The organism is Capsulimonas sp. (genome assembly GCF_039929585.1).
Lineage (GTDB): Bacteria > Armatimonadota > Armatimonadia > Armatimonadales > Capsulimonadaceae > Capsulimonas.
Window position 1 is genome coordinate 45,606 of the sequence record NZ_JBDSQY010000173.1, and the last position, 12,402, is coordinate 58,007.

Here is a 12,402-nt window from a genome sequence, read left to right on the forward strand (position 1 = left end):
GGTTTCATTCCGGATCGACACCGGCGAGCGTCGATCCGAAACGATTTCGGATCACGCCCCCGGCCCGAAGGCCTCCAGCCAAGATTGAGCGCGGACGAGCTGCGCCTCGACAGCAGCTCGTCCCGTGCCGCCGTAAGCGACGCGGGCGTCGGCGCTGCCGCGTGGACTGATCAGTGCGGCCGCATCCACCCCCTGGAACAGAGGCGACGCTTCCACGAGATCGGCGGCGCTGAGATCCTCAAGAGCGCGGCCCTCGGCCACGCAGCGTCCGACGATCTTTCCCACCACTTCGTGCGCCTGCCGGAACGGCAATTCCTGACGCACCAGATAATCCGCCAAATCGGTCGCGGTGGAGAAATCGCCGCGCAGAGCGCCCGCCATGCGGTCGGTCTTGAACGTGATATTCCCCAGCAACGTATGGAGCACGGCCAGCGAGATCGACGCCGTATCCAGCGCGTCGAACAGCGGCTCCTTGTCCTCCTGCATGTCCTTATTGTAGGCCAGCGGGAGAGACTTCATGATCGTCAGCAGCGCGGTCAGGTCACCGTAAACACGGCCCGTCTTGCCGCGCAGCAGCTCCGCTACGTCGGGATTCTTTTTCTGCGGCATGATGCTGCTGCCCGTGGTGACGTTGTCTCCCATCTCCACGTAACCGAACTCCGGCGAGCTCCATAAGATCAGCTCTTCACTGAGCCGCGACAGATGCATCATGAGGATCGAAACGGCGCTGACGGTTTCAATGGCGAAGTCCCGATCCGAAACCGCGTCCAGGCTGTTCTCGATCACACTGGAGAAGCCCAGCTCCTCCGCCACAAAATGGCGATCGATGGGAAAAGTCGTTCCCGCAAGCGCTCCCGCGCCCAGCGGCAATCGGTCCGTCCGCTTGAGCGAATCGGCTAGCCTCTCCCGGTCCCGAGAGAGCATCCAAAAATAAGCCAGCAGATGGTGCGCCAGGCGCACCGGCTGCGCGTGCTGCAAATGCGTCACGCCTGGCAGCAGCGTATCCAGATGCTGCGACGCCAATTCGACCAATCGGCTCTGCACGCGCTCCGCTTTTTCGTCCAGGTCGGCGAGCGCATCCTTCACATAGAGACGGATATCCGTGGCGATCTGATCGTTGCGGGAACGCGCGGTATGGAGCTTCCCCGCCACCGGCCCAAGCCGCTGCGTGAGCAGCGACTCGACCGCCATGTGAACGTCCTCCGCTCCCAGGTCCAGTACGACGGCGCCGCTTCCCAGATCCGCCGCCAGCGTCTCCAATCCTTCGACAATTGTCTGAGCGTCTTCTATGGGGATTATTCCGCACTTCCCCAGCATTTTCACATGCGCCAAACTGCCCTCGATATCGTAAGGCCAAAGACGCTTATCGAAGGACAGGCTCGCATTGAACTGATGCACCAGCGCATCGGTTTCCTGACTAAAGCGCCCGGCCCAAAGCTTCGGGGCGTTCTTGACTACGTTATCCGTCATGAATTGTTTCCTATTATGTGTACTATTTTATCGAATTGATATTTTCAGGGGTGGCTTATGGAACAAATAATTGCCGCGCAAAAGCGCGCACGGCCTCCGTGAACGCTTCGGGCGCATCCAGATTGGCGATGTGTCCGCCGGGAATCGTCGCCGCGCGCGCATTTCGAGCGGCGCGAACGTACACGCCCTCGGCGCTGCGATGGACCCAGTCACGAGATCCATTTAAGATCAGCGTGGGACCATCATAACGGCCCAAAGACGTGGCGAAGTCGCGGCCGGTCAGCGATAACACCGCGCGGGCGGCCGATTCCCAGTGGCATCCCGCCGAGACGATCGGTTCGGCGAACTCGGACGGCAGGCGGCCGCGCACCCAGGCTTGAAAGCGGCGGGTCAATTGCGGCTCATGGTGGCGGAACGTCCAGGCTTCGCCGCGCAGGACGAGCGCGCAGACTTTGCCCCGCGCGTCAAAAGTGCTTCCCGAGACGATCAGGCCCGCGATCCGCTGAGGATCGTCACCGGCAATCGTCATTCCAAGACAGCCGCCAAGCGAGACGCCGACGAGCAGGGCGCGGCGCTGGACAATGTCCCGCAGGAAACCAGTGACGTAAGTTCGTGAGGCGTCCCAATCGTATTCGGCGCTCGGGCAATCCCCATGGCCTGGCAAATCCAGAGCGTAGACGCGGAACTCATCCGAAAGCGCCTGGAGCTGCATGCCCCAGGCTTTGCGCGTGTAGCTCGCGCCATGCAGAAAGACAATCGGCGGGGCGCCCACCGGCCCGGCGGCGTCCACGCCGGGCGAGTATGAGGTCGCCGGAAACCCCGCCGCTTCGGTCGTCATCGCTTAGAGCACCAGGGACATGACGGCTTTTTGCGCGTGCAGGCGGTTCTCGGCCTGATCGAACACCACCGACTGCGGGCTTTCCAGCACGTCCGCCGTAATCTCCTCACCGCGATGCGCGGGCAGGCAGTGCATGACCAGCGCGTCGGGCTTGGCGAGACTGACGAGCTGCGCGTTCACCTGGAACGGCGCGAAGATTTGCAGGCGCTCCGCCGTCTCTTCTTCCTGGCCCATGGATGTCCAGACATCTGTATAGATGGCGTCGGCGTCCTTGACGCCTTCCAAGGCGTCATCGGTGATCGTCAGGGTAGCGCCAGTCTCGGCGGCGCACGCCTGCGCCACCTTCCACAGCTCTTCGTCCGGCGTATAGCCCAGAGGACAGGCGATGGTGAAGTCCACGCCAACCTTGGCGGCCAGCAGCATCAGCGAGTGCGCGACGTTGTTGCCATCGCCAACATAGGTCAGCTTCAGGCCGGCCAGCCGCCCTTTGCGCTCGCCCAGAGTCTGGAAATCGGCCAGCGCCTGGCAGGGATGTTCGCGGTCGCTCAGGCCATTGATCACGGGAATGCTTGCATACTCAGCCAGCTCCAGCACCGTTTGATGGTCAAAGGTTCGGGCCATGATGCCGTCGATCCACCGATCCAGGTTGCGCGCGACATCCGGAACGGTTTCCCGCACGCCAAGACGGCCTTCGAGATAGATGGCGTGGCCGCCAAGCTGGGTCATGCCCGCCTCAAATGTCACGCGCGTGCGCAGCGACGGCTTTTCAAAGAGCAGCGCGAGGGTCTGTCCCTGCGCGAACTTGGTCTGCGTGGCGTCGTACTTGTTCGCTTTCAAGCGCGCGGCGACGTCAAGAATGAGCATGATCTCGGCGCGCGTCAATTGTTCGATTCCAATGATATCGCGGCCGCGCAGGGCGTGCTGGCCGAGCACATCGGCGATCGGCGAGATCCCATTGGGCGGCGCCATGCGCTGAGAGGATTTGGAAGCAAAGCTGGGCTGATCGCCGTCACCGGCTTCCGGACACGTCTCCGCCAGCGGACGCGGGAGGACGCGCATCACCAGGGCTTCGCCGTAGGGCGTGGACCGCTCCGAAAGCAGCAATTCGTAAAGGCGCCCGCCATAGCTCACCGTGATCGCACCGTCCGTTCCGGGCGCGGCGGGCGCATTGATCATGCTTCGATAGCGCGCGACAAGCGGCAGTAGAAAGTGCTTCGGCACAGTGGTCGCTTCGCTGAAGGATCCCCAGACGAGATGGGCCACGCGCACATCGCCTTCCCTCGGCTCGATGTGCACCTCAACGACATTCTCTTTGAGCGCCTCCTGAAGGATCTGGGTCGCCACACGAATGATGGGAGAATCACCGCCGGTATTCGTCTCCAAGTCGATCGGATTCGTCGCGTTTTGCAGCAACGAGATTTCCGCCAGCAGCGCCGCTTCGCCGGCGCCCGCCTTCGTCAGCGCCTCGCAAATCGCGCTTTCTTCCTGCCGCGTCAGTGCAATCAGCAAATGTTCGGTGCCAATATAGGACTCATAAAGTGTCTTCGCCGCCGCTTCCGCCAGCTCCAGCACACGCGCCGCTTCCGGCGTGAGGGGGCGCTCGCGGCTCGACGACAGCGACAGCGGCAGATCCTGTTCGGCGCTATCCCCGGCGCCAGCCATCTCTCCCGCCGTTCTGGCCAGCACCTCGACGTTGACGCCCAGGCGCGCTAGAATATAATCCGCGACGCCTTCCGTTTCCCCCAGCAGCGCGATATAGATATGCTCCGGCGTGATTTCCGCATGCGACCGCCGCGCCGCTTCCTGCTGCGCCGCGAAAAGCACCATGCGCGCATTGAGAGTGAGTTGTTTTGACATTGTAATTCTCTAGGAGAAGCTGCGCCCCAAGATGCCCAGGCCTTCGAGACCTATTCCCCCGCGCTTTAGCGCGTTTCCCCCTTTTCCCAGCAAGCCGCTTCGCGGGGGAAAAGGGGAGGCCGAAGTTTACTTCGGCGGGGGAATAGGTCTCGAAGGCTGGGGAGTAGGGACTCACGCCCCTACTTCCCGATCTCTCCCCGAACTTTCTCCATCGTCACGCCATGCTCCGCGAGCAGACGTCCCGCCGCGCCTTCTTCTTCGCGGACCAGGCCCAGTAAAATATGCTCCGTGCCGATCTCGCCGGCGTTGTTCTCGCCCGCTTCCTGTTCGGCCAGCGCTAGCGCCATTTGGGCGGCTTCGCTGAACTCCAACTTCCAAACCGGAAGCAGGGCTTCGCCGGACTCGGCGCCGGTCTCGATGTCGCCTTGCAGCACATCCAGGTCCACGCCCAGACGGGTAATAATGGCGCAGGCGACATTCGTGCGCAGCGCAAGCAGACCGAGCAATAAGTGCTCGGTGTCCGCCTCGTTCTGCCCAAAGCGACGTGCTTCTTCTTTGGCGCGGTAGATCACGCCGGCGGCGCTCAGCGTCAGGTTATCCCACATGGCAGGCATTGTTTCGTTCCCTTCTCGAATCTCAGCGAACTACGGAGCGAATGAAAATTGCAGATCGAAATCTCAGATAATGGCCGACAGGATTTCCACCGCGCGATCGACATCCTCTTTCGTGATGACCAGCGGCGGCAGCAGACGCAGAATATGGTCGCCCACGGCGTTGATGATTAAGCCCTGGTCTAGCGCCTCCATCAGCACCCGGCGCGCATCCGGCGCCACTAATTCGACACCGATCAGAAGCCCGAGGGCTCGAATCTCCTTGATCTTACCGCGCAGCGGCGCTTCGTTCAGTCGATGCACGAAGTATGCGCCCATTGCGTGCGCGTTCGCCAGCAGGTGCTCTTCCTCGATGGCCTCCAGCACGGCCAGCGCCGCGCGCGCCGCCAGCGGGTTGCCGGCGAATGTACTGCCGTGGTCGCCAGGAACGAGCGTCGTCGCCGCCTCGCCGCGCGCCAGACATGCGCCGATCGGCACGCCGCCGCCGAGCGCCTTCGCGAGCGTCATAATGTCGGGAATGACTCCGTAGTGCTCATATGCCCACCACTTGCCGCTGCGGCCGACGCCGGTCTGGATCTCATCAAAGATCAACAGCGCGCCGAACTTGTCGCAGAGTTCCCTTGCTTCCCGCAAAAACTCTTTATGCGCCGGATAGATCCCGCCCTCGCCCTGCACCGGCTCCAGCATCACCGCGCACGTATCGTCGCTGACAGCGGCGCGCAGCGCTTCGATGTCGTTGAACGGCACATACGAGAAACCTGGGACAACGGGCGCGAACGGCGTCTGGTACTTCGGCTGCGCGGTGGCGGTCACGGTCGCAAGCGTCCGGCCATGGAATGATCGGTTCGCCGTCACGATCCCAAACTTCGTCGCGCTACCATTCTTCTTACCATGCTTGCGGGCGATCTTAATCGCCGCCTCGTTGGCTTCGGCGCCGCTGTTGCAGAAAAACACACGCTCGAAGTCGCTGATCGACACTAACTTGGCCGCCAGCCGCGCCTGCGGTTCGGTCAAATACAGGTTCGACGCATGGATCAGCGTCGCCGCCTGCTCCTGAATGGCGCGCACGACGCGCGGATGGCAGTGCCCCACCCCGTTGACCGCGATGCCGGCCAGAAAGTCGAGATACTCTTTGCCGTTGGCGTCCCAGACCTTGGCGCCCTCGCCGCGCACGAGAGTCACCGGAAGACGCGCATAGGTCGTCATGACGTGGTCATGGTCCCACGCGCGCGCCTGCGCTTCGTCCACCGCCGGCGCGATCCGCCCGGTTTCCGCATCCATCGTATAAAGCGATTGTGTCATCGATCTTAACCTCGAACCATCGTCCCGATGCCCTGATCCGTAAAGACTTCAATCAAAAGTGCGTGCGGCACGCGGCCATCAATGATATGCGCCGCTTCCACGCCGCCATTGATCGCCACAACGCAGGATTCGATCTTGGGGATCATGCCCTTGTCCACCACGCCGTCGGTGATGAGCTGACGCGCGTCTTTAGCGGTCATCTGCGAGATCAGGCTGTCTTTGTCGGCGAAATCTTGATAGATGCCCTCGACATCAGTCATCACGATCAGCTTGCTCGCCGACAGCGCCGCCGCCAGCTCGCCCGCGACGGTATCCGCGTTGACGTTGTAGCTCTCGCCTTCGGTCCCGATCGCCACGCTGGAGATCACGGGGATATATCCCGCCCCCGACAGCGTGTGCAGCAATTCGGGATTAATTTTGACAACACGTCCGACAAACCCGATATCGCCCTTGGTCGTCTCGCGCTCGGCGACGATCAAATTCCCGTCCTTGCCGCTGAGCCCCACGGCCTGCCCGCCCTGCTTGTTGAGATGTGCGACGATATTCTTGTTCGTCTTCCCCGTCAGCACCATCTCGACGATTTCCATCGTCTCCGCGTCCGTGACGCGCAGTCCGCCGACAAACGCCGGCTCCTTGCCCATCCGCTGCATCGCGTCGCTGATCTCCGGTCCGCCGCCGTGGACTAGAACGGCGTTGATCCCGACGTAACGCATCAGAATAATATCCTGCATCACGGCGGCCTTCAGCGATTCATCGATCATGGCGTTTCCGCCGTACTTAATGACGATGGTCTTGCCGGAATATTGCTTGATATATGGCAGCGCCTGAATCAAAACTTCGGCGGCCTGGTTCGGTTGTTGGTTTGGCATTTGCTATGCTTTCCTAATTCTGAAATTAACGCAGTTCCCACGCTTTGATCACATCGCGAAGTTTCGGCAGAGGACGGCTCCAGAGCCAGTTAATATCCAGCCACAATCCATCAAGAACTGTGCTCGAATAGATTCCTGACGCATCCGGCCGAACACGTTCGTAGCGATGGTCTTCGCTTAACACAAAAAAATCAGCGCGGTCCGTGGCGGGATCAATCAGCCAATATTCACGAACGCCTTCAGATTCGTACTCTGCGTATTTCTCACCACGATCGCGCATGATACTTTCGGGTGAAATGATTTCTATCGCCAAATCGGCAGGGCCATTCAGATAAGTATTTTGAATACGCACTTCATTTTCTTTAGCAACAAACAATAAATCTGGCTCGCGACCACGAGCAACAGTTGTCAGACGCATTTGAAAAGGAGCTGTGAAGATCTGCCCTATATCGTTAGCTTCCGTGAATTCCGCCAAGAGCCGACTAAGGAACAGCGAAATCTCCTGATGGGGGCGGCTCACCGGACTCATGATGTGTACATCTCCATCCACCCATTCCGCAAACGTTTTATCATCCGACCAAGCCAGGAACTCGTCATAGCTCATTTTCTCCTTTGGCGCCTCGCGGCGGTCGGGATATGTTGGTTCAACAATCACAACGGTCATGACAACCTCCTTGAGCCGATTTAGTGGCGAAAATAGAAGCGACGAGTCCTAATTTTTCACTAAGTATGATACTCTGCATTGATCTTCACGTAGTCGTAGCTGAAATCGCAGGTCCAGACGGTGGCGGTTTCGCCGCCGGGCTGGTGAAAGTCTACCAGAATTTGGACTTCCTTTGCTTTCATCGCTTCGGAAACCACGTAGCCGTTGAAATCCGTCGGCATGCCGTCGCGGTAAACTGTGGTTCCGGCGAGGGCGATCTCGACTTTGTCCGGATCGAAGACGACGCCGGCGCGGCCGGCGGCGGCGAGGATCCGGCCCCAGTTCGGGTCGTTGCCGAAGAGGGCCGTCTTGACCAGGGGCGAGTTGGCGATGGTCTTCGCGACGGAGCGCGGGAAGCCGGCGCGGTGCTCGGGGCTGATCTCGCGGCCGTTGCTGGCGAAGGCGCTCGCGATATGCTCGGGGACGGCGACATTCTGCACGGTCACTTCGACGAGCTTTGTGGCGCCTTCGCCGTCGCGGGCGATTTCTTTGGCGAGGTGCAGGCAGACGCTGAACAGAGCTTTCTCGAACTCCCGGCCATCGGCGCTTTCCAGGCTGTCGATGATCTTGTTGCCGGCGAGGCCATTCGCCAAGACGAGCGTCATATCGTTGGTGCTGGTGTCGCCGTCCACGGTGATGGAGTTGAAGGTGTACCAGGCCACTCGCCGCAGCATTTCCTGAAGCACGGGCTGCTCGATGGCGGCGTCGGTGGTGATGAAGCCAAGCATCGTCGCCATGTTCGGCGCGATCATGCCCGATCCCTTGCCGATGGCGCCGAGGCGCACGGTTTTGCCATCAAGAGTGAACTCGACCGCGACCTGCTTCGGAAAGGTGTCGGTGGTCATGATCGCCTGAGCGGTGTCATCGCACTCTTCCCCGTGCAGCTTTCCAGCGGCGTTCACAATGCCGGCGATGATCTTCTCCATCGGCAGCTTGTGGCCGATGACTCCGGTGCTGGCGCTCAGCACCCGGCGCTGTGGGATCCCCAGAGCGTCGGCCGCCTGCTGGACCATCGCCACGGCGTCGGTAAAGCCCTGCTCGCCGTTGCAGGCGTTCGCGTTGCCGCTGTTGACGACGATGGCGCGAGCGATCCCCTCTTCCAGATACGCCTGATTGCTTACCACGCATGGGGCCTTCACGATATTCGTGGTGAAGACCCCTGCGGCCGCCGCATCGACATCCGAGACGATCAGCGCCAGATCATTGCGCTTTCGCTTGATGCCGCAGTAGACCCCGGCGGTCTTGAAACCTTGAGGGGCGACAATGCCGCCCGGAATAATGTCCATTACACTCACTCCAAAATCCGACAAAAAGTCAATTCAGATCCGAAAGCTTTCACAGCTTTCTTACACACATTCCAATGCGGCGTCGAAGGCCGGCGTTCCGATCAATTCCTGCAAAGGCGCCGGTGGGACCGGCTCTTCGCTGGGCGGACGGAGCGCAAGTCCCCACCATCCGACATCGAGCCACTTCCCCAGTTTGAAGCCGACATCGGTGTAGAAGCCAATGAGCTTGAAGCCGAAGCTCTCGTGCAGGCCGACACTCGGATCGTTGGGCATCGTGATTCCCGCATAGGCCGTGTAAAATCCCTGCAGCTCCAGCAGTGAGAACAACGCCTTGTAGAGCCTGCGGCCAATCCCCTGACGGTGGTGCGCCGGGTCGAGGTAGATCGAGATCGTCACCGCCCATTGGTACGCCAAACGATCGCGGTGACGGCTGGCGTACGCATAACCGGCGACCACGCCGTCACGCTCGAAGATCAGCCACGGAAACTCACGCGTCACACGGGCGATATCGTCGCGCAAAACATCGACCGGCGGCGGCGTCACATCGAATGTGATCGCCGATTCCGCACAGATCGGGCCATAGATTCGCAGGATATCTTCCGCGTCGTCCGGGGTGGCCAGTCGTATAAGGTCCATATCCGTCCCCTTTACGGCCACATGGCGGCCATGGTCAGGCCCGCCGTTTCGTCGAACCCACACGCGAGGTTCATGTTCTGGATCGCCTGCCCCGCCGCGCCTTTGACAAGGTTATCGATTGCCGAAATCACAATCACGCGGTTGGTGCGCGTATCCACGGCGAGGCCGATATGGCAGTAGTTCGTGCCTTGCGTATGCTTCGTCGCCGGAAACTGGCCCGCGTCTAAGATCACGACGAATGGTTCGTCCGCGTAGTAAGTGTTAAAGAGGGCCTGAAGATCGCCCGCGTCGGCCTTGAGATTGGCGTAAGCCGTGGTCAGAATGCCCCGCGTGATTGGCGACAGGTGCGGCGTGAATGTGATCAAAATCGGCTCTCCGGCGATCTGCGAGAGTGACTGCTCGATCTCCGGCACATGGCGATGGACACCTGCAACGCCGTAGGGCTTGATACTTTCGTTGACTTCGCTGAAGTGGAAGTCCAGACCGAACTTCGATCGGCCCGCGCCGGAAACGCCGCTGTGGCTATCGATAATAATAGACTTGCGGTCGATCAGGTCCGCCGCCAATAATGGGGCGAGGGCCAGCGCCGCCGAAGTCGGGTAGCAGCCGGGGTTCGCGATCAGCTTGGACGATTTGATCGCTTCTTTGTTGAGTTCAGGAAGGCCGTACGTCGCCCGCTCGATCCAATCTTGAGCCTTATGCTCCGACTTGTACCACTGCGCGTAGTGCGCGGGGTTCTTCAGCCGGAAATCCGCACTGAGATCGATCACCGGCTTGCCCGCCTCGATCAGCGCCGGCGCATGCTCCATCGCCAGCCCCGCCTCTCCGGCGAGAAAAACGACATCGCATCGGTCAATCGCCGTCTGCGCGTCGAACTTCTCGCAGACCAAATCAATGCGCTTCGCCACGCCCGGCAGGGCCGCCGACAGCGGTTTACCTGCATAGGTCCCCGACGTCACATACGTCAGCTCCACATTCGGATGGCCCGCCAGCAGCCTCGCCAACTCCCCCCCGCCGTACCCCGATACTCCCACAATTCCGACCCGCAATCGATCCGTCATTAGTTTTGCCCCATATCAAAAAAAGAAACGCCGCGCGCCGTCTTAACTCATTAAGACCGGCGCGCGGCGTTTCCCCAAAAGCAAAAAGCCGCGCGCCATCGAATTCCCATGCTCCCCGAAGGGGAAAGGGAAATGGCCCGCGGCTCGATCAACTCGAGCCTTCTCCACGCTTAGCGTGTCGCGGACGCATTTCCCAAAACACGAACGCGACGACGCAGCGACAGGTTGTTTGCTGCTAGAAAAGACATTGTGCGTTTAAGATACCCGGCGCGGGGTGAAATTGTCAAGGGGGCGATAGCTTCCTCAATGATTGCTTGCGTATGGGAACAAAACCCGTGGAAAATTCTTCAGAGTTTGTGAGGCATGCAAGGCCGTCTCACCAGGCAAGCAGGATTTCACATCATGCTGGCGAAACATATCCCTATTACAGTTCTGGAACGGAAACCTAATGAAAACTGCTGCTCTTGTTGTCGCCGGAACACTGCTGACCGGCGCGTTGATCCCCACGGCGCACGCCGCCGCTCCCAAGAAACATCCCGTGAAGAAGCCCGTGGTTGGGACGCGGGGAACACACCAGATGGCCGGAGGCGAAGGCGTCTTCGGTGAGACGTATACGCTGAAGGACGGGCCGAATTTCACGCTTTTGAGCGCCGAGTACAGCCTCGCCCGAATCAATTTGAGCTCCAGCGGCGCGATCGTTCCCAAATCGGACGAAAAGCTGCTTGTCCTGCACTTCCGCGCGAAGAACCCGCGTAAGGACGATCTTTATCTGAGCAAGCAATTCGTCGACTTCCAAACCGTCGGCATGGACGGAAAGACACGCGACGCCAATCAATACATCATCCACGACGGCGACAAGGAATGTCTCGTGGTCACGCTCAAACCAGGCCAGGGGATCGACGATCTGACGACCGCCTGCATCGTGCCGGCCGATGGGCCGATCCCGAAGCTGATCATGAGTAAGGGCCGGGAGGGTACGAGCGAGGAAGTCACCCGCTATTCGCTGGGAACCGCCCAAAACCCGGTCAAGCCGCTTGCCGCCCCCTTCGCCGATCCGGCCGATCCCAAAGGCGCGACGGCGCTCGCGAACGTTCCCGCCGTCGTCGGCCAGACCTACCCCGCCGGCTACTTCGACATCACGCTGGATTCGCTCGCGTTCTCCAGCGACAAGATCGGCGACAGCGATCCGCCGGACGGCAAGCGATGGCTCGTGGGCGTGATGACGCTCAAGAACCAGTCTTACCAACCCGTCTACATCTCGGCCGCCAACGCCTTCAAGATCTTTCTCAAAGATTCCGACGGCGATAAGACCATGTTTGACGGCTCCCTGCGGCATGTCAAAAACGACGACAACACCGACGACAGCCCGGAGTTCGGCGAAACCGTCCGCACGCGCTTCTACTTGCCCGTTCCCAAGGACGGCGCTCCCGGCAAAACCCTCAACATCGCCGAAAGCGTGGACAACAGCGGCGGCTTCTCCCGCGCGTATGTTTACGATATTTCGGGTCTGAAATAATATTCAGCCCGAAAACCATATCCGAGCGGCGAAGCGAATGCTCCGCCGCTCGCGGTGTTATCGAAATCGCGCGAAAGACTTCCCCATTTATGGGGGAGATGGACAGCGCCGTGCCGAAGGCGCGATATTGAATTGAATCCTTGTTCGATTCCATGTATAATAGTAGACAATGATCATTCGGAAATGCTATCGGTATCGATTGAATCCTTCTCCAGAACAAGAACAGAAATTCTTTCAATGGTCAGGGTGTCGA

At 60.2% G+C, this 12,402-nt stretch carries 11 protein-coding genes and 1 pseudogene; 1 reads left to right on the top strand and 11 read right to left on the bottom strand.

What is annotated here, in order from left to right; translation table 11 throughout:
- Positions 1 to 51 precede the first annotated feature (51 nt).
- The 11 genes and pseudogenes from argH to argC all read right to left on the bottom strand — a co-directional run bounded on the left by argH (position 52) and on the right by argC (position 10,633).
- The gene (argH, locus tag ABIZ35_RS12300; RefSeq protein WP_348220201.1) at positions 52 to 1,470 is read right to left on the bottom strand and encodes an argininosuccinate lyase; all 1,419 of its coding nucleotides are present in this window, start codon (positions 1,468 to 1,470) and stop codon (positions 52 to 54) included.
- Positions 1,471 to 1,525: 55 nt separating this feature from the next.
- A complete protein-coding gene (locus ABIZ35_RS12305; RefSeq protein WP_348220202.1) occupies positions 1,526 to 2,308 on the bottom strand; it encodes an alpha/beta hydrolase in 783 nt (260 codons plus the stop codon).
- Positions 2,309 to 2,311: 3 nt separating this feature from the next.
- Complete coding sequence (gene argF, locus ABIZ35_RS12310; RefSeq protein ID WP_348220211.1) at positions 2,312 to 3,277, bottom strand: ornithine carbamoyltransferase; 966 nt, start codon at positions 3,275 to 3,277, stop codon at positions 2,312 to 2,314.
- A 459-nt stretch (positions 3,278 to 3,736) separates the two neighbouring features.
- Positions 3,737 to 4,165 (bottom strand): annotated as a pseudogene (locus ABIZ35_RS12315) (Clp protease N-terminal domain-containing protein); the annotation flags it as partial.
- Between the two features lie 179 nt (positions 4,166 to 4,344).
- A complete protein-coding gene (locus ABIZ35_RS12320) occupies positions 4,345 to 4,779 on the bottom strand; it encodes a Clp protease N-terminal domain-containing protein (protein WP_348220203.1) in 435 nt (144 codons plus the stop codon).
- Positions 4,780 to 4,842: 63 nt separating this feature from the next.
- On the bottom strand, positions 4,843 to 6,078 hold the full coding sequence (locus ABIZ35_RS12325) for an acetylornithine transaminase (protein WP_348220204.1): 1,236 nt from the start codon (positions 6,076 to 6,078) through the stop codon (positions 4,843 to 4,845).
- Positions 6,079 to 6,083: 5 nt separating this feature from the next.
- On the bottom strand, positions 6,084 to 6,947 hold the full coding sequence (gene argB, locus ABIZ35_RS12330; RefSeq protein ID WP_348220205.1) for an acetylglutamate kinase: 864 nt from the start codon (positions 6,945 to 6,947) through the stop codon (positions 6,084 to 6,086).
- 25 nt (positions 6,948 to 6,972) lie between these two features.
- Complete coding sequence (locus tag ABIZ35_RS12335; RefSeq protein ID WP_348220206.1) at positions 6,973 to 7,611, bottom strand: Uma2 family endonuclease; 639 nt, start codon at positions 7,609 to 7,611, stop codon at positions 6,973 to 6,975.
- A gap of 59 nt (positions 7,612 to 7,670) precedes the next feature.
- On the bottom strand, positions 7,671 to 8,936 hold the full coding sequence (gene argJ, locus ABIZ35_RS12340; protein WP_348220207.1) for a bifunctional glutamate N-acetyltransferase/amino-acid acetyltransferase ArgJ: 1,266 nt from the start codon (positions 8,934 to 8,936) through the stop codon (positions 7,671 to 7,673).
- Between the two features lie 60 nt (positions 8,937 to 8,996).
- On the bottom strand, positions 8,997 to 9,572 hold the full coding sequence (locus tag ABIZ35_RS12345; protein ID WP_348220208.1) for an arsinothricin resistance N-acetyltransferase ArsN1 family B: 576 nt from the start codon (positions 9,570 to 9,572) through the stop codon (positions 8,997 to 8,999).
- Positions 9,573 to 9,583: 11 nt separating this feature from the next.
- Positions 9,584 to 10,633, bottom strand: coding sequence for an N-acetyl-gamma-glutamyl-phosphate reductase (gene argC / locus ABIZ35_RS12350; RefSeq protein ID WP_348220209.1), 1,050 nt, complete (start codon positions 10,631 to 10,633; stop codon positions 9,584 to 9,586).
- Positions 10,634 to 11,081: 448 nt separating this feature from the next.
- Between argC and ABIZ35_RS12355 the strand changes: the two genes are divergently transcribed.
- Positions 11,082 to 12,149, top strand: coding sequence for a hypothetical protein (locus ABIZ35_RS12355; protein ID WP_348220210.1), 1,068 nt, complete (start codon positions 11,082 to 11,084; stop codon positions 12,147 to 12,149).
- The last annotated feature ends 253 nt before the right edge of the window (positions 12,150 to 12,402 follow it).

Coding starts and splice junctions, on each gene's coding strand:
- argH (WP_348220201.1), bottom strand. CDS start 1,470: ATGACGGATAACGTAGTCAAGAACGCCCCGAAGCTTTGGGCCGGGCGC.
- ABIZ35_RS12305 (WP_348220202.1), bottom strand. CDS start 2,308: ATGACGACCGAAGCGGCGGGGTTTCCGGCGACCTCATACTCGCCCGGC.
- argF (WP_348220211.1), bottom strand. CDS start 3,277: ATGGCGCCGCCCAATGGGATCTCGCCGATCGCCGATGTGCTCGGCCAG.
- ABIZ35_RS12320 (WP_348220203.1), bottom strand. CDS start 4,779: ATGCCTGCCATGTGGGATAACCTGACGCTGAGCGCCGCCGGCGTGATC.
- ABIZ35_RS12325 (WP_348220204.1), bottom strand. CDS start 6,078: ATGACACAATCGCTTTATACGATGGATGCGGAAACCGGGCGGATCGCG.
- argB (WP_348220205.1), bottom strand. CDS start 6,947: ATGCCAAACCAACAACCGAACCAGGCCGCCGAAGTTTTGATTCAGGCG.
- ABIZ35_RS12335 (WP_348220206.1), bottom strand. CDS start 7,611: ATGACCGTTGTGATTGTTGAACCAACATATCCCGACCGCCGCGAGGCG.
- argJ (WP_348220207.1), bottom strand. CDS start 8,936: ATGGACATTATTCCGGGCGGCATTGTCGCCCCTCAAGGTTTCAAGACC.
- ABIZ35_RS12345 (WP_348220208.1), bottom strand. CDS start 9,572: ATGGACCTTATACGACTGGCCACCCCGGACGACGCGGAAGATATCCTG.
- argC (WP_348220209.1), bottom strand. CDS start 10,633: ATGACGGATCGATTGCGGGTCGGAATTGTGGGAGTATCGGGGTACGGC.
- ABIZ35_RS12355 (WP_348220210.1), top strand. CDS start 11,082: ATGAAAACTGCTGCTCTTGTTGTCGCCGGAACACTGCTGACCGGCGCG.